Genomic DNA, 19,911 nt, shown 5'->3' with positions numbered 1-19,911 from the left:
GACAACGGTGTCGGAACGTGATGGTAAAACCGAGTGTCCCGCAGGGTGGTACAGCCGAGGCTAGGGGTCGTGGATGGTGCGGATCGGGGTCGAGGAGCGGCGGACGCGGCTCGGGCGGCGGCATCGGCTCGGAGCGGGCTGCCAGGCGGCCGATCCGGTCGAGGCGGCCGCGTCGATGGTGGCGCTACACGCGACCGATCCGGCCACGGTGCATCTGAGCGTCGCCGCCCGGGTGCCGGGGAGTGACGTCGCGAGCACGGAGCGTGCCCTGTACGACGATCGTTCGCTGATCCGGATGCTGGGCATGCGGCGCACGGTGTTCGTCGTACCGACGCCGTTCGCGCCTGTGGTGCAGGCGGCGTGCACGGACGACATCGCCGTGAAGCAGCGGAAGTTGCTCGTCAAGCACCTGGCCGAGTCCGGGATCGCGGACGGCACTGAGTCGTGCGGGCAGTGGCTGGCGGCGGTCGAGGAGTCGACGGCGACCGCGCTGGCGCTGCGGGGGTCCGCGACGGCGCAGGAGCTGGCTGCTGACGAGCCGCGGTTGCGGACACGGCTCAACATGGCGGTCGGGAAGGCGTACGCCGCCCAGCCGTATGTGACGAGCCGGGTGTTGTTCCAGCTGGCAGCTGAGGGACGGATCGTGCGGGGGCGCCCGCTGGGGACCTGGCTGAGCGGCCAGCACCAGTGGTCACCTGCTGTGGACTGGCTGCCCGGTGGGCTCGGCGACAAGCCGGCTGCGGAGGCGGCGCGCGTGACGCTCGCGCGGGCGTGGCTGGAGTCGTTCGGACCAGGTACGGCGGCTGATCTGCAGTGGTGGGCCGGGTGGACGCTGGGCCAGACGCGGAAGGCGCTGACGGCTGTCGAGGCGGTTGAGGTGGACCTGGACGGTCAGGTCGGGTACGTACTGCCGGGCGACGAGGCGCCGGATGTCCCGGTCGACCCATGGGTGGCGTTCCTGCCAGGTCTCGACCCGACGCCCATGGGCTGGAAGGAGCGCGAGTGGTTCCTGGGCCCGCACAAGTCGAAGCTCTTCGACAACACCGGCAACATCGGGCCCAGCATCTGGTCGGACGGCCGGATCATCGGCGCGTGGGGCCAGCCAGAGTCCGGCGAGGTCCGGTACCAGCTACTGGAGGACGTAGGCGCAGAGACCACGGCTCTCGTCGAGTCGGAAGCCGCCCGCTGGACCACCTGGCTGGCAGGCGTCCGTGTCACGCCCCGCTTCCGCTCCCCACTCGAGAAACAGCTCAGCCAGGGTTAGTCGTCGTACGCCGAGAGCGCCTCGCGAGCTGTGGCTGCGATCTGCGTGGTCAGGTCCGGCGGGTCCAGGACCGTGGCGGCTCCGCCGAGGCGGAGGACCAGGCGCTGGAGCCAGGCGGTGTCGGCGACGCGGAGTTTGACGATGAGGGAGTTCTCGGGGCCCTCTTCGACGGACTCGTTCGGGTAGTACTCGGCGACCCAGCGGGCCGGCGGAGCGAGCCTCAGAGTCGCCAGCAGGTCGCACTCCGACGGCTGGAACATGCCATTGGACAGGTCCCGCGGCGTCGCCTCCGGCGGCGGCTCGCTCGGGAGGTCGAGGAGCTTGACCGCGGCGATCCGGTCCAGGCGGAAGAGCCGGACGTCCTCGGCCAGGCGGCACCAGGCTTCCAGGTACGTACGCCCGTCCGACACGACGAGCCGCATCGGGTCCACGTCGCGCTCGGTCGTCTCGTCCCGTGACGGTACGTCGTACGTCAGGTGCAACCGCCGTTTCTCAGCCAGCCCGCGGTTGACGACCTCGGCGATCTCCGGTGCGGCCGGCTCGACGTGAACGTGCGCGGCCGCGCCCTCACTCGCCGCCGCTGCCTCGCCGGCGGCCCGCTCCAGCTTCGCGATCGCGCGGTCGACGGCGTCCCGGTCCGGACCGGCCGTCACCTCGCGCAGGGTCCGCAGCGCGGTCAGCAGCGCCAGCGCCTCCGCCGCGGCCAGCCGCAGCGGTCGCGCGAGGTAGTCCGCGTTGTTGATGTGGATGACCCCGTCACCCTCGGCCGCCTCGATGTCGATCTCGATCAGATCGCCCATCTGCGCACCCGGCAGCCCGCAGAACCACAGCACCTTCAGGTCCGCGATGATCTGCTTCGGCCGTACGCCGAACTCCTTGGCGACGTCGTCGACGCGAGCACCGTCGTTCTCCCGCAGGTACGGCACCAGCGCCAGCAACCGCTGCACCTGGTCTCGTGCATTGCTCATACGCCGGCCACCGTCCGCAGTCGCCACAGCACGCCGTCCAGCACGTCGCCAGGTCCTTCGACGACCGCATCAGGTCCGTACGACGCGATCTCCTCGGCCAGGACCGATGAGTCGGCATACGGGACGTGCAGCAGGTCCCAGCCCTCCTCGTACGGCTCGATGGCGTTCGCGCGGCGCCGCAGGCTCACACACGACCCGGTCCGCGCCCGCACCTTCGCCTCCGAGGTCGGCCGCGGCGGGGCCAGTTCGGTGACCAGCGACCGCAGGTCCGTCCCCTCCGGCACGGTGAACGCGGCCGGCTCCCCCACCGTCTTCACGTCTCCGCCGATCCGGGACATCCGGAACATCCGGGTCGCCTCGCGATCGCGGTCCCGGCCGACGACGTACCAGCGGCCGTGCCACGAGACGATCCCCCACGGCTCGAGCGTCCGCCTCATCGGCTCGGACGCGCCACTGCGCAGGTGCTGGAAGCGCACCGCCTGCCGTGCCACGACAGCGGCCCACAGCGGGTCGAAGGCCGGCTCCGACGCTCCGACATGCGGCTCGATCGCGCTCAGCGCCGACTGGTCGGTCTGGATCCCGGCCGCCTTCAGCTTCAGCACCGCCGACGTGGTCGCCTCGGACAGACCGGCGTGCTGCCAGACCCGCGCGGCGACGCCGAGCACGGCGGCCTCGTCCGGCTCCAGGTGCACTTCGGGCAACTCGAAGACGTCCCGGCGGATCCGGTAGCCGACGTCGTCGGAGAAGAACTTGTCGATCGTGCCCATCTCGATCGGAATGCCGAGGTCGCGCAGCTCGTCCTTGTCGCGCTCGAACATCTTCTCGAAGGCGTCGTCGGTCTGTCCCGCGTACCCCTCGACGACCTCGCGGATCCGCTCCTTGGTCACATAGGTGCGCGCGACCAGGAGGCAGATGACCACGTTGAGCAGTCGCTCACTCTTCCGCGCCGACACCCGACCACCTTACGGCCTCCGGGCGTCCAAAACCCGTCTTTCCGCACCAGAACTTCGAACACCTGCTCGACCCAGTGGGTATGGCCCCCAACCCCACGCCGTAGCGAGCAGGTGCTCGGCGAGGTGCCCGCCGAGTGCCGCGCAGTAGGCGTGGGGTTGGGGGTCATGCCCTAGGGTCGGGCTGTGATTCGGTGGCGGGACGGTGTGGTGGCGCAGGTCGGGCGGAGCTGGGCCGGTGCGCTGGAACTGACAGTGATGGTCGGCGAGCAGCCCGTGCGCGCGCTGGCCTACCCGGACCTGGTCGGTACGCCGGTGGCCGGGGACCGCGTGCTGCTCAACGTAGGCGCGCTGGACCGCGGTCTGGGCACAGGCGGGTACGCGCTCGTGGTCGCCGTACCGGACCGTTTGCCGGAGGACCCGCCGGAGCGCGGGCACCTCGTGAAGGCGCGGTACACGCCGCTGCAGGCGATGGTGCTGGGTGCGGACGAGCAGGACTCCCCCGATCACGACGTACTGCGGGACGCGGACGACCTCTTCGGTACGCCGGTAGTGGTCGCGGACCTGCACTCCGCACTCCCGGCCGTGCTGGCTGGTGTCTACGAGGCGCGGCCGACCACACGGGTCGTCTACGTGATGACGGACGGCGGTGCGCTGCCGCTGGCGTTCTCGCGGAGTGTTGCGACCCTGCGCGACGCCGGTTGGCTCAGCGGCACCGTGACGGTCGGCCAGGCGTACGGCGGTGACCGCGAGGCGGTGACTGTCCACACCGGGTTGCTGACCGCCGTACAGGTCCTCTCGGCCGAACTGGTCGTCATCACTCAGGGCCCGGGCAACCTGGGCACAGGTACTCGCTGGGGGTTCTCCGGCGTGCAGTCAGGTGAGGCGGTCAACGCGATCGGCACACTGGGCGGCCGCGCCGTCGCCTCTCTCCGGATCTCGGAGGCGGACCCGCGTCCACGCCACCGCGGCATCTCGCACCACAGCCTCACCGCGTACGGCCGCGTAGCGCTCCAGCCGGCCGATGTCGTCGTACCGGACCTGTCCGGCGACTTCGGCGACGCCGTACGCGATGCTGCCGAGCCACTGAAGGCACGGCACCGCGTGGTGCGTGTGGGAGTCGACGGGCTGTACGACGCGCTGCAGGCGGCCCCCGTCAAGCTGTCGACCATGGGCCGCGCCCTGGACGAAGACCGCGCCTACTTCGAAGCTGCCGCCGCCGCGGGCCGGCACGCGGCTCGTCTGGTGGACGTACCACTACCTGGAGTGGGGTCGCAGTACTCCTGATCCGGAGGCGCTTCGCGGCGACAGTGGTGGTATGAACAGCGCCAAGCATCGCGATCTCACGATTCATGACGTCGCCCGGCCGCAGCCGCCGCTGGCTGTTCGGGGTGCGACGACGCTGTGGTTCGCAGCCGTTGGTGCCGGTGTCGCCGAGTCCGTGCTCGGAGTTGCCGGCGCGATCGCCGACGGCTCCTCCGTCCTCGGACTGCTCGTCCAGATCACGTTCCGCGCGATCGTATACGGCGGCCTGTTCGTGGTGATCGACCGCTACTTCCGCCCTGGTGTCCGCTGGTCCCGCTGGCTGCTCACCGGTCTGCTCGGCACGGTCGGCATCGCCTCGCTGGCGGTCGGGCCGGTCGGCTGGTTCTTGCGCGACGGAGACTTCGGCGCCCTCGACTGGTCCGCGTCCTTCATCGCCTTCGGCGCGATCCGCTGCGTCCACCTCACCGCGGTGATCACAGCGATCGTGCTCAGCTTCCACGCCGACGCGAACCGCTGGTTCAGCGGCCGCCCGGTCCGGCGTACCCGCTGAAATGCCGAAGGACCGGCCTCCCGAGCTGGGAGCCGGTCCTTCGGGTTCGGAATTACTGGCCGGTCTGCTTCGGGGCCGGGAAGGCGTTCAGGACGTCGATCACGGCGAACGCGCTGACAGCCTTGCCGGCCTGGTCCTTCTGGGTCGGGAGCTCGACCAGCACGCGGCTGCCGATCGGGATTCCGGCGAAGCCGTCGAGCGGCCCGGCCTTGCCGGCGACCGGGCCGACCGCCGGGAGCTGGTCGGTCGGAGCAGCCGGCTGCGCGGGGCTCTGCGCGGTGGCAGGCTGGGCGTCCCAGGTGCTGACCTGCTTCTTGCCGGTGTAGTCGTAGATGACGAACCGGCCGACCAGCTGGTCGCCCTTCTCGATCGGCTTGCCCTTGCCCAGCGCGAACACGACCGGCTTGCCCGGCTTCGCCGGCGGCTTGGTGCCGGCCGCGACCGTGACCGTCGGCGCGGCGTTCAGCGGGCCGGAGACCTTGATCTTGGTCGGTGTCGACGGGGTGACCGCCTCGGCGTTCAGCGGGGTGTCGTTGCCGGCCGCGCTGACCAGGTCGACGACGAAGATCAGGGTGTCGTCGCCCTTGATCCCGGCTTCTTCCTTGCCGTCGGCCTTGTAGCCCTTGTCGGACGGGACCGAGAGCAGCACGCGGCTGCCGATCTTCTTACCGACCAGGCCCTCGTCCCAGCCGCCGATGACGCTGCCGACACCGATCGGGAACGACGACGGGGCGCCGCGGTCGTAGGAGTTGTCGAAGACCTTGCCGTCGCGCCAGATCTGGCCGAGGTAGTTCGCGGTGAGCAGCTCGCCCTTCTTCACCTCGGGACCGTCGCCCTCCTTGAGGACCTCGGTCACCAGCTGCTTCTCCGGGTCACCTTCGCGGTGGGTGATGGTCGGCTTCTGTCCGAAGTCCGAGGTCACCTTGATACCGCCGGCCCCGAACCCGTTGTCGCCACACGCCACCAGGGACGCCCCCAGCGCCGCGACTACGACAAAACTCAACAACTTGCGCACGAAACCAGCACCTCGAACCATCCCGGCGCGGGTGTGCGCCGATTGCCTCCGGTCAACAACGCGGACCACCCTAGCCTGCGGACTCAACTGGGTGACCGGCCCCGTGCGTCACCGTTGCGTCACACCACGCACAGTCACACAGCACTTGTGGAGCAGACTCACAGCACATTCACAGGGCTCAGAAACCGACCGCGTTGTGGGGAGCGCGATCTGGTCGCAGGAGTGCGTCCAGGCGTGACACGGCGCGGGGTGTGCGCTCCGCGATGCGTCCGGCGTACGAGAGCTCGTTTGCGCGGACTCCGCCGAGGTACAGCGAGCCCAGCTCGTTGACACTCAGGCTGAGGTCGGGCTCCTCGTCCACTGCGGTGCAGGTGGCGCCGTCCGGTGCTGCGTCCAGTCGCCAGCGTCCGCCGCCGTACAGGTCGTCGGACACGTCCAGCACGAGTGAATCGGTCGCTGCGTAGGCACGAGCTTCAAGAGCACGCCGTACGTCGAGAACACGCAGCCAGAGGTTGTCCCGGGTCCGAGTCAGCTTCAGCGCTCGCGGGTTGGTCAGCATCCACCGCAGCGGCTCGTCGACCGGTCGCCGCGCGGCCACAACGCGCTTCGTGAGATCGAAGTCCAACAGCAAGCCCCACAACGCACGGTACGCATCCGACGTCAGCGCCTCGAACGCCTCCACCTGCAGTACGCCGGCCTGCTCCGGATCCGGTGACCACGGCAACCGGAAGATCGCGGCGCCGTCCACAGCACCCGTCGCGTCGCGATGGATCAGGTGATGCGCCGGCCCGGACCCGTCCCGCGGCAGCCCACCGCCCGCGAGCCCGTCCCACTTCCCCGGCAGCGGGCTGATCTCGCCGACGCGCTCGGCCCGCACCTGCTCGTGCAGTACCGGCCACGCCTTCGCCGCTTCCACACCGTCCACCAGGTCCAGCGCACCCGGATCCGTGAACTCGGAGCGGAAGACGACGTCGGTACGCCGTACCTCCCACCGGTGCTGGAACGTCGCGGGCGAGAACCCGTACCGCCCGTAGATGGTCGCCTCGCTCGCGCTCAACCCGGCAAGGAACTCACCGCGCTCCCGGCAGTCGTCCAGCATCGCCGACATGATCTTCCGGAGCAGTCCACGCCTCCGGTACGTCGGCAGCACAGCGGTCGCTGTCACGCCGCCAAGGGCTACCTGTTGTCCACCCGGGACGGTGACCTGCACCGAGACGATCGCCGACGCACCTGCGATCTTGCCGTCGACGAACGCGGCCTGTGGCCGGAACCAGTCCGTCAGCAGCTCCTCGGCGTCCTGCTCGAGCTCCGCCGCCGTCTTCTGGACCTGTGGTGGCCAGGCCGCGCTGCCGGCGTACCAGGCCGACGGCTCGGGCTCCTCCTGCGGGAAGCCGTTCACGTACGGCAGGACGCGCAGGTACTCCTGGGACTCGGCCGCGGTGATCGGCCGGATATCAATCGCCATGCGCCCTTTCTAAGCAGCGCATGGCGACCAAGCACTCTATTTAGTGATCACCTACATGCTGGCGATCAGCTTCTCCACACGCTCGTCGTGGGACTTGAACGGGTCCTTGCACAGCACGGTGCGCTGGGCCTGGTCGTTGAGCTTCAGGTGCACCCAGTCGACGGTGAAGTCCCGGCGCCGCTCCTGGGCCCGCTTGATGAACTCGCCGCGCAGCCGCGCCCGCGTGGTCTGCGGCGGAACCGACTTGGCCTCGAAGACCCGCAGGTCGTCGACGACCCGGGTGACCGCGCCCCGGCGCTCGAGCAGGTAGTACAACCCGCGCGGCCGGTGGATGTCGTGGTACGCCAGGTCGAGCTGCGCGACCCGCGGGCTGGCCAGACCGAGGTTGTTCTGCGACCGGTACCGCTCGATCAGCCGGTACTTGATCACCCAGTCGATCTCGCGCTCGATCCCGGACAGATCACCGGACTCGATCGCCTTCAGCGTCCGCTCCCACAGCGACAGCGCCCGCTCGACGGCCGGCGTCCCCAGCTCACGGCGGTCGACGAAGTCGCGCGCCTTGGTCAGGTACTCCGTCTGGATGTCCAGCGCCGAGGCCTCGCGGCCGTTCGCCAGCCGCACCTCGCGGCGGCCGGTCATGTCGTGACTGATCTCGCGGATCGCCCGGATCGGGTTGTCCAGGGTCAGGTCGCGCATCACGATGCCGGCCTCGATCATCCGCAGCACCAGGTCGGTGCTGGCCACCTTGAGCAGCATCGTGGTCTCGGACATGTTCGAGTCGCCGACGATCACGTGCAGCCGGCGGAACCGCTCGGCGTCCGCGTGCGGCTCGTCGCGGGTGTTGATGATCGGCCGGGACCGGGTGGTCGCGCTGGAGACCCCTTCCCAGATGTGCTCGGCGCGCTGCGACACGGAGTAGACCGCGCCGCGCGGCGTCTGCAGCACCTTGCCGGCGCCGCAGATCAGCTGCCGGGTGACCAGGAACGGGATCAGCACGTCGGCCAGCTTGGCGAAGTCGCCGTGCCGGCTGACCAGGTAGTTCTCGTGGCAGCCGTAGCTGTTGCCGGCCGAGTCGGTGTTGTTCTTGAACAGGTAGACGTCGCCGAAGATGCCCTCGTCGTGCAGCCGCTTCTGCGCGTCGACCAGCAGGCCTTCGAGGATTCGCTCGCCGGCCTTGTCGTGCGCGATCAGGTCGGTGACCGAATCGCACTCCCCGGTCGCGTACTCCGGGTGGGAGCCCACGTCGAGGTAGAGCCGGGCCCCGTTGCGGAGGAAGACGTTGCTGCTCCGCCCCCAGGACACGACCCGCCGAAACAGGTACCGCGCCACCTCGTCCGGGGTCAGTCGCCGCTGCCCGCGGAACGTACAGGTGACGCCGTACTCGTTCTCCAGACCGAAGATTCGCCGGTTCACATCACCCACACTACGGCGCACTTCCGACAACCGGGGGGTGTCTCAGGCGCGCCGTCGTACGGCGTTATCCCTTTGATGCCCGCAACAATGAGCCGTCCGCCCGCATCGAGACCACTGACGAAAGGATTTCAGATGCTCAAACACGGGCGACTGCTCGCCGCCGGGGTCCTGCTCGCGGCAGGATTCGCGGCTGCACCTGCCAGTGCGGCACCGGCCCAGTCCTCCGCGGCATGCTCGCTGCGGCTCGGCTCGGTCACCCCAGGTGGTGACCACACCCTCCAGACCATCACCGCGGCCCCCTCGGCCAGTGTCCGGCTGCTCGGCCCGATGAATCTCTACCCGGACGGGCAGGCGCATCTGCCCACTTCGGTGCGCACCGAGCTAGTGGCACCGGCCGGCGAGCAGCGCACCGGCCTGGTAGCTCTCGGTCCGCGGATGTACGGCACCAGCTACACCACGGACGGCACCGGAGTCTCCGTCGTACCGGGCAGCGTCAAGCAGACCCTGGTCGGTGGCGGCTGGGACGAGCTGCACAAGTACGTCGAGCTCAGCCGGTACTCCGCGGCGGGCTACAGCCGGTCCAATGTCTACTCGCTGATCAACCAGTTCACCGACGGCCTGATCGCTCGCTGGACGGTCACCCCGAGCGGCTGGAAGTACTACACCACCTTCGGCGGCTTCAGCTCGGTCAAGACGATGACGCTGATCGGTCAGGGCCGTGCGTACGACACGTTCCTGGCGACGACGAACGGCGGCGCGCTCTACACCGTCCAGGTGCCCACGGGCTCCGGCAAGCCGGTGGTGACGAAGATCCGCACCTCGACCTGGCAGGGCTTCGAGACACTCATCGCCGAGAAGTGCGGCAACTACGGCACCCTGCTGCTCGGCATCGACAAGGACACCGGCGCGGGCTACCTGTACGCGGTCAGCCACGCCAACGGCGCCGCGACGGTCATCAAGGGCCTCGGCAAGGTCCCGACCACCTTCCCGGCCGACGACTCGTACTTCCGCTACTACAACGCCGGGACCGTCCTGTCCGGCGCATGACGCTGTGGGGTCTCCACCCGGAGCTGGAAGTCCGGGTGGAGATCCCACCGCATCCGCTGACCAGCGGCCGGTGGGCTGACAGCGTCGTCGGCATGAGACGACGAACCTTCCTTACCGCAACCGCCGCCTCCGCTCTGACAGGTGCCCTCCCGCTCTCAGCGTCCGCGGCCACCGACCTGACACTCCGTCTGCCCGCTCCCACCGGCCGCTGGCACGTCGGTACAACGACCCGCACACTGGTCGACTCTCAGCGTCCCGACCCCTGGAACAGCGCACCCACCCGTGAGCTCGCGCTAACGGTCTTCTACCCCGCCACCGTCGTACACGGACATCAGCACGCACCCCAGCTCGCACCAGCCGCCGCAGAGGTCTTCAAGGGCCTCGACGCCGGCGTGCTGCATCCGGAGCTCCCGACCAGTGGAGTGAACTGGGCCGCCACCCTGACCCACTCGTACGTCGACGCACCGCCTCTGCCCGGACGACGCCCCACGCTGCTCTACAGCCCTGGCGGTGCAGACCCGCGCACCATCGGCACCTCCCTGGCGGAGGAGCTCGCCAGCCACGGGTACGTCGTACTCACGCTGGACCACCCGGGTGAGGCGAGCGAGGTGGTGTTCCCGGACGGGCGGCTACGGGTCATCGAGATCGGACCGGACGTGCAGACGGACCCAGTGCGGTCGCGGCTGATGATGGACACGCGGTTCGCCGACATGCGGTTCGTACTCGACCACCTGTCGGATCTGCACGAGTCAATCGACCTGCGGCGAGTTGGTGTCTACGGGCACTCAGCTGGTGGAGCGACGGCCGCAGTGTCGCTCGAGCACCCACTCGTCCGCGCGGCCGCCAATCTGGAGGGCTACCTGGACACGCTGGACGGTGAGCTCTATCCGATCGCTCAGCACGGCACCCGTAAGCCGCTGCTGCTCGCCGGGACGGACGGGTTCCGGGACGAGCGTTTCGACCGTACGTGGTCGGCTGTGCTCTCACACGGCGGTCCGGTACGGCGGGTGCAGTTGCCCGACGCGAACCACTGGATCTGGACGGACTACGCCGCGCTCGCGCCGCAGCTGCAGTCCGCCGGGCTGATGACGGCTGCCGCGCGGGCCAAGCTCGTCGGGGCGTCGCGCTGCGGCGTACCCGCCGTACGGCGACTGGTTCGGGAGTTCTTCGACCGTTTCCTAACCTTTTCGGGATAGTCGGCATCGAGGTGGATGACACGACTCCTCCGAAGGGGGCTGTATGACCAGATGGCGGATCGCCGCGGGTGCACTGGGCGCGGCGATGACGGCAGCAGCACTGGTGCCGGTACCGGTGCAGGCTGCGGCCGGGCAGGCGAGCGCGGCCTGTTCGATGACGCTCGGCACGGTGACCGTGCAGGGCGATCACAAGTTCCAGCGGATCACCGCGACCAGTCCCGTGACGGCGGCGCCGCCGAGCGTCGGGCCGAAGGCGTTGTTCCCGGTCGACTCGGTGCGGCTCGCGACGTCCGTCGGCTGGGAGCCGGACCCGCCGGCCGCCATGCTGGAACGGGGGTACGTGGTGATGGGGACGGACCTGTACCGGTTCAGCTACGCCACTGTCAGCGGTCAGCTCGACCCTGACTCGGTGAAGAAGACCAAGGTAGGCGGGGGCTGGATCCACCAGACGTACCTGGAACAGTCGACGTACTACGGGACCAGGACGCGCACCAATACGTACGCGTTGCAGGGCGACATCATCTCGCGCTGGATCGTTGACGGGTCCGGCTGGCGCGCCAAGGCGACGTACACCGGGTTCTCAGCGGTGAAGACGATGACGCTGATCAGCCAGACCGCGACGTACGACACGTTCCTCGCCAACACTCGCGGCGGGGCGCTGTACACGATCCGGATCCCGGTGAGCGGCAAGCCGGTGGTGAAGAAGGTGCGTGCCTCGACGTGGCAGACGTTCGAGACGCTGATCGCCGAGAAGTGCGGTTCGCAGAGCACGCTGCTGCTGGCCATCGACAGGGACACCCGGCGCGGCTACCTGTACGCCGTCAGCCACGCCAACGGGACCGCCACGGTCATCAAGGGGTTGGGCCGGGTCGGCGATCAGTTGGCCGCACCTGAGGACAAGACGTACTTCCGCCACTATCCCGGCAGCTCAGAGGCGAACCTCCAGCTCTACGGTGAGTAGTCATTCCATTACAGCGACATACAGAGGGGTGCGGGATGATCAGGAAGCGTGCGGCAGGGTTGCTGGGGCTCGCGATGGCTGCGGGGGCGCTGGTACACGCAGCGCCGGCTACTGCTGCTCCGACGTCGGGTCCAGTGCCGGGAGCAGGGTTCTGCCAGCTGGTGCTGGGCTCGACCACCAGCGGAGGGGACCTGATCCTGCGCGTCCTGTCCGGAGTAAGCCCGCCGGGTGCCAGCCCGAGCAGGTGGGGCGGCAAGGACCTGCTGCCGGACAACCAACTCCGAGTGGCCAGTGGAATCGGCACACAGACGAACGCCGAGCAGACGGGTGAGAGCCGGCGGCAGTACGTAGTACTCGGGTCCACCCTCAACCTGCTGACCTACACGGTGAACGGGTTCGCCGGCGAGGTCGATCCGGCCACTGTGAAGCGGACCCCGATCGGCGGCGGCTGGGGCGATGTCCGCTACCTGGAGAGCTCCCGGTTCAACCGCGGCACCACACTGGTCCGCCATAACATGTACGCCGTCCTGGGCGACAACATCCTGCGCTGGAAGGTCGTCGACGGTACGTCGTTCGCGCAGAAGACGACGTACGCCGGGTTCAGCGCGGTCAAGACGATGACGCTGATCAGCCAGACCGCGACGTACGACACGTTCCTCGCCAGCACGCGCGCCGGGGCCTTGTACACGATCCGGATCCCGCTCACCGGCAAGCCCGTGGTGAAGGTCGTGCGGCGCTCCACCTGGCAAGGGTTCGAGGCGCTGGTCGCGGACAGCTGCGACAAGAAGACGATCGTGGTGGGCGTCGACAAGGAGACCGGTACGCCGTACCTGTACGAGTTCGGGCACGCCAACGGGACGGCGACCGTGATCAAGGCGTTCGGCAAGGTGCCGCGCACGTTCAACGAGGCGGCGTACTCCCGGCTCTTCGACGACGACCAGGAGTACGAGCAGCTGTTCGGCGAGTAGACCCGGTCAGAGGTCTACGAGGTCGAGGAGCTGGCCTAGTTCGGGCGGGTCGAGTTCGCGGAGTTCGCCGGTGTGGAGGTTGCCGCGGCGGACCGGGCCGATCGCGGTACGGGTCAGCCGCTTCACCGGGTGACCGACCGCGTCGAACATCCGGCGGACGATCCGGTTGCGGCCCTCGTGGAGCGACATCTCCACGAGGGTCCGGCCGGGCACCGTGGACACGACCTTCACCGTGTCCGCGCGGGCCGGTCCGTCGTCGAGCTCGACACCGTCCAGGAGCGAGCGCAGTACCCCCGGTTTGACGTTGCCCTCGACCTCGGCGACGTACGTCTTGGAGACCTCGTACGACGGGTGCGCCAGGCGATGCGCGAACTCGCCGTGGTTCGTGAGCAGCAGCAGACCCTCGGTGTCGGTGTCGAGCCGGCCGATGTGGAACAGCCGCTCCGGCCGGTCCTCCACGAAGTCCGCGATACACGGGCGCCCTTGCGGGTCGGACATCGTGGTCACGACGCCGCGGGGCTTGTTCAGGACCAGGTACACGTTCGCACTCACCGGCGGAATCCGCGCCCCGTCGACCCGGATGACCGCCGTCTCAGGATCCACCCGAACCCCGAACTCCGTCACCACCCGCCCGTCGACCTCGACCCGCCCCTCCTCGATCAAAATCTCCGAGTTCCGCCGCGAGGCAACTCCCGCCCGAGCCAAAACCTTCTGCAACCGAACCCCGCTGTCATCCCCCATCCCGAACCCCCGCCTCCACACCAGCACCCGCACCTTCAGCTTCCACGTCGTCAGCTTCCACGTCCACGTCCTCGACATCAACGTCCTCGACATCAACGTCCTCGGCGCCTACGTCCTCGGAACCGGCTTCCTCGGCGTCCGCATCCTCGGCGTACTCCTCAGCGGATGTCTCGTCCGTCTCGGTGGAGGTGGTGTCGGGCGCGGGTTCGGCGGCGTCGCTCGAACTCTCAGCCTCTCCGGCCTCTGCCTCTGACGACGGCTGAGGGTCGGCGGATGCGGGTGGGAGGGTTTGGGCGGCTAGTTCGTCCTCGATGTCGTCCATGTCGGGGAGGTACGGGGCGAGTTCGGGGAGGTCGTCGAGGGACTGCATGCCCATGCGTTCGAGGAAGTACGTCGTCGTGCGGTACAGGGTCGCCTGCGACTCCGTGTCCGAACCGGCCTCCTCCACCAGACCGCGGGCGACGAGCGTACGCATCACGCCGTCCACGTTCACCCCACGGATCGCAGACACGCGCGCCCGGCTGACCGGCTGCTTGTAGGCGACCACGGCGAGGGTCTCGAGTGCAGCCTGCGTGAGGCGCGCCTGCTGACCGTCGAGGACGAAGCGTTCGACGTACGGCGCGGCCTCGACGCGGGTGTAGTACCGCCAGCCGCCGCCGACCTCGCGCAGGTCGAACCCACGCCCCTGCTCGGTGTACTCCGCCGCCAACTCCTCGAGCGCCGCACCCACATCACCCGTCGGCCGGCCCACCGCACGAGCCATCGTCAGCACCGGCAACGGCTCGTCCGTCACCATCAGAATCGCCTCGAGCGCCCGCCGCATCGTCGCGTCGTCAACAACAACCTCATCCCCCACCGGCACCGAAGTCTGCCCCGGCGGCAAATGCTCCTCATCGGCGCCCGCTTCATCCGCGCCCGCTTCATCCTCGCCCGCTTCGTCGGTCGCCTCGGCCAACTCATCCACCGCGTCGACCGCGTCAGTTACCTCGGGTTGGGGAGGATTACTGGCCGATTCGGGTGCAAAACCCTCCCCAACCTCGGCTGAAGCTGCCGAAGCAACAGCGTCGGGGGTGGTGGACGGCTGATCCTCGGTGGAGGGGTGGTGGGAGTTGGTCACTGGTTTGCCGTCTCGGATTCGTCTGGGGCGGGGTCTTGGATGTCGGATTCGTCGGTGAGACTCTCACCGGGTTCGAGGAAGTGCGTCTCGTCTTCGACGACCGGCGCCTCGCCGGACTCGTCGGCGGGTTGCTGTTCCTCGTCGAACTCGTCGCTGACGGAGATCTCGCCGTCGTCGGTCCCGGTCCACCGAATAGTCAGTTCCCCCAACGGCGTCACCTGATCAAACGTCACAGCCGCCTCCCGGAACAGCTCCAGCAACGCCAGGAACCGGCAAACAGTGGTGACGGTGTCCGGAGAGTCGGAGATCAACGCCCGGAACGTCGTACTCCGTTGCCGGCGCAACCGATCGACGATCACCACCGCCTGCTCGCGAACAGTCACGGCAGGCGCGTGCAGGTGGGCGAGCGAGACCCCCTCCGGCACATCGTTCTTCGGTGCCATCGCGCGAGCGGCCAGCGCCGCCAACCCGGCCGGATCAAGCCCCAGCAACACCTCAGGCAACAGCTCCGCGAACCGCGGCTCCACCCCAACGGCCCGCGGGAACCGACGCGATTCGACCGCCATCCGCTCCTGCACCAGCGCCGCGATCTGCTTGAACGCCCGGTACTGCAACAGCCGCGCGAACAACAGATCCCGCGCCTCGAGCAGCGCCAGGTCCTCGTCGTCCTCGACCTCACCCTTCGGCAGCAACCGCGCCGCCTTCAGATCCAGCAGCGTCGCCGCGATCAGCAGGAACTCCGACGTCTGGTCGAGGTCCCACTCCGACCCCAGCGCCTTGATGTGCGCGATGAAGTCGTCCGTGATCACCGACAACGCGATCTCGGTGATGTCCAGCTTGTGCTTCGAGATCAGCTGCAGGAGCAGGTCGAACGGCCCCTCGAAGTTCACCAGGTGAACACTGAACCCCTTGCCCTCGGCAACAGCCGGGGCGGCGTCAGTTCCGAGGTCCAACGGTAACGAGTCCGAGGAGGACACGGTCACTCCGACGCCTTCAGCCGCCGTACCAGGACCGAGTCCGGCCCGTGGTCGACGAAGTCGGCGAGCAGGACGTCGATCGCCTCGCGGACGATTCGGCCCCGGTCGGCCATCAGGCCGTGCTCCGCGCGTAGCGCGAGTCTGGTCTGTTCCAGGCCGAGCAGCTCCTCCTCCGTCACGTACACGGTGATCTTCGTGTCGTGCCGGATCCGACCACTCGACTTCCGGTCGTCGACGACCGTCGTGCGGGACCGCACGGTCGACGCCGGCGGTCCGTCAGTGGTGGTGCGCTTCTCGGGTCTGGTCTGCTTCGGTGCCGCACCCCCGAAGAGTTCACTGGCACCTGGCAGGCTCACCCGGCGGGACAACGCGCCAGCACCTCCTTGGCAAGGTCGCGGTACTGCGTAGCCGCTTGGGACGAGGGCGCGTACGTCGTGATCGGTTCGCCGACGACCGTGGTCTCGGGGAACTTGACGGTACGCCGGATGACGGTGTGGAAGACGCGCTCGTCGAAGGCCTGGACCACCCGGTCGAGGACCTCCCGGGCGTGCGTCGTCCGCCCGTCGAACATGGTGCCGAGGATCCCGACGATCTCCAGCTTGGGGTTCAGCCGGTCCTGCACCTTGGCGATCGTGTCGGTGAGCATCGCGAGGCCGCGGAGCGCGAAGAACTCGCACTCGAGCGGTACGACGATGCCGTTCGACGCGGTCAGCGCGTTCACGGTGAGCAGACCGAGCGACGGGGCGCAGTCGATCAGGATCACGTCGTACAGCGGGATGATCGGGTCCAGCACCCGCTGCAGCGTGTACTCGCGGGCCACCTCTTGGACCAGCTGGACCTCGGCCGCCGACAGGTCGATGTTGGCCGGCAGCAGATCGAGGTTCTCCACCCGGGTCGCCTGGATCACCTCGTCGGGGGTGATGTCGCGCTGCATCAGCAGGTTGTAGACCGACAGCTCGAGGTCGTGCGGCTGGACGCCGAGACCGATCGAGGCGGATCCCTGCGGGTCGAAGTCGATCAGCAGCACCTTGCGACCGGTCTCGGCGATCGCCGCGCCGAGGTTGATCGTGGTGGTGGTCTTGCCGACGCCGCCCTTCTGGTTGCACATCGCGATCACCTGCGCCGGGCCGGTCTTGGCGGGTGGCTGCGGCACCGGCAGGTCCGGCAGCGGCCGGCCGGTCGGTCCGATCTTGTGACGCGGACCGTTCGGGTCGTTCACGGGTGCGAGGTCCTCCGCGGTGAGCTTGGCCGTCGGCTTCGGCATCTCCGCATAGTTGTCGGGCAGGCCCCGCGGCGCCGTGGGCGCCGGCCGCGGCGGGCTGCTGGGTGGGGTCGTCGGTGGCATGCTGATCGGCTGGGCCGGCTCCGGTACCGGAAGGTGGCCCATCACGTGTTCGGTGCCCGGGAATGTCGACTCGTTCATGACTCGTCAAACCTTTCAACCGATACGGGCGATCCCAGCGACTGTAAGCGTGCATTCAAGCACTCTCAACCAGCCACTCCGCAGCGGGGTGGGGCTGTTTGTCGACAAAGCTCCGAACTCGGCCGATCACCCTCCCCGGATCACCGGCCGTGACGAGATGATCGCACACCGTCCACGCACTCGGCTCACCGGGTAGCCCTCAGGTGGACAGCGCCCGGGGGTGTGAGGTGGCGTAGACCTCGCGGAGCTTGTCGACCGTCACCAGTGTGTAGACCTGCGTCGTCGTCACGGAGGCATGTCCCAGCAGCTCCTGGACCACACGTACGTCGGCCCCGCCGTCGAGGAGATGTGTCGCGTACGAGTGCCGCAGCGTGTGCGGGGAGATCTCCTTCGTGATCCCGGCCCGCTGAGCTGCACGACGCAGTACCGTCCAAGCGCTCTGCCGGGACAGGCGACCGCCGCGGGCATTCAGGAAGAGCGCAGGGGTGCCGCGACCGCGTGACACCAGCTCGGGGCGTCCACGGACCAGGTACGCCGACAGCGCCTCACGGGCGTAGGTGCCAACAGGTACTACCCGCTCCTTGCTGCCCTTACCGCGCAGCAGCACCGCACCTGCGTCCAGGTCGATGTCGTCGACGTCCAGCCCGACCGCCTCCGAGATACGGGCGCCTGTGCCGTACAGGAACTCCAGCAACGCCGCATCGCGCGTTGCCAGGACAGCAGGCTCCGCTTCGGCCCCAGCGGCGGCTGAGAGGATCCTGGTCACCTCGTCGACAGACAGGGCCTTCGGCAGCCGCTGCGGCGGGGCAGGTGGCTTCACAGCCGCCGCAGGGTCCACTGCGGTCAGTCCCTCACGTACACAGAACTTGTGGAAGCCGCGGACCGCCACCACGGTCCGCCCCGCACTGGATGCGGTCAGTGGCGGGTGGTCGGCGTCGCCCTCGCGCAACCGCATCAGGAAGTCGCCGACCACGGTCTCCGTGATCCGGCCGAGGTCGTCGATCTCCGTGGCCGCGAGGTAGCCGTCGTACCGGCGCAGGTCACGCCGGTACGACGCCAACGTGTTGGCGGCCAGGCCGCGCTCGACCGTGAGATGGTCGAGGTACGCGCTGACCGCCCGTGCGATGTTGCTCAGACCAGCACCTCGTCGAGCTTCAGCTGCGACAGGTCGTGCGCCTCCGCGACCGGACCGTAGGTGACGTGCCCGTCGAACGTGTTCAGGCCGAGCGCCAGGCTGTGGTCCTGCTTCAGCGCCTCGCGCCACCCGAGGTTCGCCAGCTCGATCGCGTACGGCAGCGTCACGTTCGTGAGTGCGTACGTCGACGTGTTCGGCACCGCACCGGGCATGTTCGCGACGCAGTAGAACAGCGAGTTGTGGATGGGGTAGACCGGGTCGGCGTGCGTGGTCGGACGTGAGTCCTCGAAGCAGCCGCCCTGGTCGATCGCGATGTCGACGAGCACGCTGCCCGGCTTCATGCGGCTGACCATGTCGTTGGTGACCAGCTTCGGCGCCTTGGCCCCGACGACCAGCACCGCGCCGATGACCAGGTCGGCTTCGAGGACCGCCTTCTCGATCTCGAACGCGTTCGACGCGATCGTCAGCAGGTGACCCTGGTAGATCTGGTCGGCCTGCCGCAACCGCGCGATGTTGCGGTCGAACAGCTGCACCTGTGCCTGCATGCCGAGCGCGATCGCGGCCGCGTTCATCCCGGAGACACCGGCACCGAGGATGACCACGCGAGCGGGGTGTACGCCGGATACGCCGCCGAGCAGTACGCCACGACCGCCGCCCTGCGCCATCAGGTGGTACGCACCCGACTGCGGCGCCAGCCGGCCGGCAACCTCGCTCATCGGCGCCAGCAACGGCAGCGTGCCGTCCGGCAGCTGCACCGTCTCGTAGGCGATTCCGGTGATACCCGACTTCAGGAGCGCGTCGGTGCAGTCCTGGCTGGCGGCGAGGTGCAGGTACGTGAACAGCACCTGGTCCTTGCGCATCCGGTGATACTCCTCCGCCACCGGCTCCTTGACCTTGAGCACCAGCTCCGCGTCGGCCCAGACATCGTCCGCCTCTGACACGATCCGCGCCCCGGCGGCGACGAACTCGTCGTCCGGGATCAGCGAACCGGCGCCCGCCCCCTGCTCGATCAGAACCTCGTGCCCGCTGCGCACGAACTCGTGCACACCGGACGGGGTGATCGCCACCCGGTACTCGTGGTTCTTGACTTCCTTCGGTACTCCGACCTTCACAACTCGCCCTTCTTTCACGCTCCAGGTGTGCGGCCCACGTCGTTGTGTCCGCGGCCCGGCGGTTGAGGGGTATGCCGCTAGGTCGCTGCCGAGTGTAAGCCCGCAGGGTTCATACCAGCCGACCGGATGGTCTGATCGTCACCCGACACTCTGCGCGTACCCCGGCATTAATCCAATGGAAGCATTACGGCAAAAATCGCCGGCCGTTCATGCACCTCTCAACTACTTGGACGGACTCGGTGCGGACCAGATCATCTGCCTGCACGACTACGGGTACACACCTCTGACTCCGGCTGACGTGGCAACGATCATTGACGGGCATTCGTAGGCGTCAGGGATGCTT

The 19,911-nt window shown here is 68.6% G+C and carries 19 protein-coding genes; 7 read left to right on the top strand and 12 right to left on the bottom strand.

The features are described 5' to 3' along the window. Positions 1-73: 73 nt before the first annotated feature. A complete protein-coding gene (locus ACLJOO_RS37830; protein WP_410792552.1) occupies positions 74-1,264 on the top strand; it encodes a winged helix DNA-binding domain-containing protein in 1,191 nt (396 codons plus the stop codon). On the opposite strand, the gene ACLJOO_RS37825 is transcribed toward ACLJOO_RS37830, so the two are convergent. Both ACLJOO_RS37825 and ACLJOO_RS37820 read right to left on the bottom strand, forming a co-directional pair. Next, positions 1,261-2,232: a helix-turn-helix transcriptional regulator gene (locus ACLJOO_RS37825; protein WP_410792551.1), complete on the bottom strand. Its 972-nt coding sequence runs from the start codon at positions 2,230-2,232 to the stop codon at positions 1,261-1,263. The genes ACLJOO_RS37830 and ACLJOO_RS37825 overlap by 4 nt on opposite strands. Then, on the bottom strand, positions 2,229-3,185 hold the full coding sequence (locus tag ACLJOO_RS37820) for a helix-turn-helix transcriptional regulator (RefSeq protein WP_410792549.1): 957 nt from the start codon (positions 3,183-3,185) through the stop codon (positions 2,229-2,231). Before ACLJOO_RS37820 ends, ACLJOO_RS37825 begins: the two co-directional genes overlap by 4 nt. A gap of 183 nt (positions 3,186-3,368) precedes the next feature. Here ACLJOO_RS37820 and ACLJOO_RS37815 point away from each other — a divergent pair, with 183 nt between their 5' ends. Then, positions 3,369-4,469 (top strand): DUF3866 family protein, encoded by a 1,101-nt coding sequence (locus tag ACLJOO_RS37815; protein ID WP_410792547.1) that lies wholly within the window; start codon positions 3,369-3,371, stop codon positions 4,467-4,469. A gap of 31 nt (positions 4,470-4,500) precedes the next feature. Beyond that, entirely contained in the window at positions 4,501-4,998 is a 498-nt protein-coding gene (locus ACLJOO_RS37810; protein ID WP_410792546.1) for a hypothetical protein, read from the top strand. A 52-nt stretch (positions 4,999-5,050) separates the two neighbouring features. On the opposite strand, the gene ACLJOO_RS37805 is transcribed toward ACLJOO_RS37810, so the two are convergent. The 3 genes from ACLJOO_RS37805 to pafA form a co-directional block, all read right to left on the bottom strand. Then, positions 5,051-6,013: an FKBP-type peptidyl-prolyl cis-trans isomerase gene (locus tag ACLJOO_RS37805; RefSeq protein ID WP_410792545.1), complete on the bottom strand. Its 963-nt coding sequence runs from the start codon at positions 6,011-6,013 to the stop codon at positions 5,051-5,053. 178 nt (positions 6,014-6,191) lie between these two features. Beyond that, positions 6,192-7,478, bottom strand: a complete 1,287-nt coding sequence (locus tag ACLJOO_RS37800; RefSeq protein WP_410792543.1) for a GNAT family N-acetyltransferase — start codon at positions 7,476-7,478, stop codon at positions 6,192-6,194. 51 nt (positions 7,479-7,529) lie between these two features. Continuing rightward, positions 7,530-8,891 carry a Pup--protein ligase gene (gene pafA / locus ACLJOO_RS37795; protein WP_131291073.1) on the bottom strand — a complete coding sequence of 454 codons (1,362 nt, stop codon included), beginning with the start codon at positions 8,889-8,891 and terminating at the stop codon, positions 7,530-7,532. A gap of 132 nt (positions 8,892-9,023) precedes the next feature. Here pafA and ACLJOO_RS37790 point away from each other — a divergent pair, with 132 nt between their 5' ends. Genes ACLJOO_RS37790 through ACLJOO_RS37775 form a run of 4 tightly spaced genes read left to right on the top strand, consistent with a single transcriptional unit; the run spans position 9,024 to position 13,063 of the window. Then, positions 9,024-9,938: a hypothetical protein gene (locus ACLJOO_RS37790; RefSeq protein ID WP_410792541.1), complete on the top strand. Its 915-nt coding sequence runs from the start codon at positions 9,024-9,026 to the stop codon at positions 9,936-9,938. Beyond that, positions 9,935-11,134 carry an alpha/beta hydrolase gene (locus ACLJOO_RS37785; RefSeq protein ID WP_410792539.1) on the top strand — a complete coding sequence of 400 codons (1,200 nt, stop codon included), beginning with the start codon at positions 9,935-9,937 and terminating at the stop codon, positions 11,132-11,134. The genes ACLJOO_RS37790 and ACLJOO_RS37785 overlap by 4 nt, the downstream gene beginning before the upstream one ends. Before the next feature lie 43 nt (positions 11,135-11,177). Then, positions 11,178-12,095, top strand: coding sequence for a hypothetical protein (locus ACLJOO_RS37780; protein WP_410792538.1), 918 nt, complete (start codon positions 11,178-11,180; stop codon positions 12,093-12,095). Positions 12,096-12,130: 35 nt separating this feature from the next. Then, positions 12,131-13,063: a hypothetical protein gene (locus ACLJOO_RS37775; protein ID WP_410792536.1), complete on the top strand. Its 933-nt coding sequence runs from the start codon at positions 12,131-12,133 to the stop codon at positions 13,061-13,063. Between the two features lie 6 nt (positions 13,064-13,069). Here ACLJOO_RS37775 and ACLJOO_RS37770 read toward each other — a convergent pair whose 3' ends face one another. The 7 genes from ACLJOO_RS37770 to ald form a co-directional block, all read right to left on the bottom strand. Then, positions 13,070-13,804, bottom strand: coding sequence for a pseudouridine synthase (locus tag ACLJOO_RS37770; protein ID WP_410792535.1), 735 nt, complete (start codon positions 13,802-13,804; stop codon positions 13,070-13,072). Then, complete coding sequence (gene scpB, locus ACLJOO_RS37765) at positions 13,794-14,768, bottom strand: SMC-Scp complex subunit ScpB (protein ID WP_410792534.1); 975 nt, start codon at positions 14,766-14,768, stop codon at positions 13,794-13,796. The genes ACLJOO_RS37770 and scpB overlap by 11 nt, the downstream gene beginning before the upstream one ends. Positions 14,769-14,917: 149 nt before the next feature. Next, the gene (locus tag ACLJOO_RS37760) at positions 14,918-15,874 is read right to left on the bottom strand and encodes a segregation and condensation protein A (protein ID WP_410792532.1); all 957 of its coding nucleotides are present in this window, start codon (positions 15,872-15,874) and stop codon (positions 14,918-14,920) included. Between the two features lie 26 nt (positions 15,875-15,900). Further along, positions 15,901-16,266: a hypothetical protein gene (locus ACLJOO_RS37755; RefSeq protein WP_410792530.1), complete on the bottom strand. Its 366-nt coding sequence runs from the start codon at positions 16,264-16,266 to the stop codon at positions 15,901-15,903. After that, positions 16,251-17,243: a ParA family protein gene (locus ACLJOO_RS37750; RefSeq protein ID WP_410793116.1), complete on the bottom strand. Its 993-nt coding sequence runs from the start codon at positions 17,241-17,243 to the stop codon at positions 16,251-16,253. Before ACLJOO_RS37750 ends, ACLJOO_RS37755 begins: the two co-directional genes overlap by 16 nt. Before the next feature lie 277 nt (positions 17,244-17,520). Next, positions 17,521-18,456 carry a site-specific tyrosine recombinase XerD gene (xerD, locus tag ACLJOO_RS37745; protein ID WP_410793114.1) on the bottom strand — a complete coding sequence of 312 codons (936 nt, stop codon included), beginning with the start codon at positions 18,454-18,456 and terminating at the stop codon, positions 17,521-17,523. Next, entirely contained in the window at positions 18,453-19,568 is a 1,116-nt protein-coding gene (ald, locus tag ACLJOO_RS37740) for an alanine dehydrogenase (RefSeq protein WP_410792528.1), read from the bottom strand. The genes xerD and ald overlap by 4 nt, the downstream gene beginning before the upstream one ends. Between the last annotated feature and the right edge of the window lie 343 nt (positions 19,569-19,911).

The sequence above is a fragment of the Kribbella sp. C-35 genome (assembly GCF_046549195.1).
GTDB lineage: Bacteria > Actinomycetota > Actinomycetes > Propionibacteriales > Kribbellaceae > Kribbella.
The sequence above is the reverse complement of the archived record's forward strand: the minus strand, read 5'-3'. Positions and strand labels throughout refer to the sequence as shown.

What these genes read in the sequence shown, in the direction of transcription:
- ACLJOO_RS37830 (WP_410792552.1), top strand. Translation starts at nt 74, where the DNA reads ATGGTGCGGATCGGGGTCGAGGAGCGGCGGACGCGGCTCGGGCGGCGG.
- ACLJOO_RS37825 (WP_410792551.1), bottom strand. Translation starts at nt 2,232, where the DNA reads ATGAGCAATGCACGAGACCAGGTGCAGCGGTTGCTGGCGCTGGTGCCG.
- ACLJOO_RS37810 (WP_410792546.1), top strand. Translation starts at nt 4,501, where the DNA reads ATGAACAGCGCCAAGCATCGCGATCTCACGATTCATGACGTCGCCCGG.
- ACLJOO_RS37800 (WP_410792543.1), bottom strand. Translation starts at nt 7,478, where the DNA reads ATGGCGATTGATATCCGGCCGATCACCGCGGCCGAGTCCCAGGAGTAC.
- ACLJOO_RS37790 (WP_410792541.1), top strand. Translation starts at nt 9,024, where the DNA reads ATGCTCAAACACGGGCGACTGCTCGCCGCCGGGGTCCTGCTCGCGGCA.
- ACLJOO_RS37785 (WP_410792539.1), top strand. Translation starts at nt 9,935, where the DNA reads ATGACGCTGTGGGGTCTCCACCCGGAGCTGGAAGTCCGGGTGGAGATC.
- ACLJOO_RS37780 (WP_410792538.1), top strand. Translation starts at nt 11,178, where the DNA reads ATGACCAGATGGCGGATCGCCGCGGGTGCACTGGGCGCGGCGATGACG.
- ACLJOO_RS37775 (WP_410792536.1), top strand. Translation starts at nt 12,131, where the DNA reads ATGATCAGGAAGCGTGCGGCAGGGTTGCTGGGGCTCGCGATGGCTGCG.
- ACLJOO_RS37770 (WP_410792535.1), bottom strand. Translation starts at nt 13,804, where the DNA reads ATGGGGGATGACAGCGGGGTTCGGTTGCAGAAGGTTTTGGCTCGGGCG.
- ACLJOO_RS37750 (WP_410793116.1), bottom strand. Translation starts at nt 17,243, where the DNA reads ATGCCACCGACGACCCCACCCAGCAGCCCGCCGCGGCCGGCGCCCACG.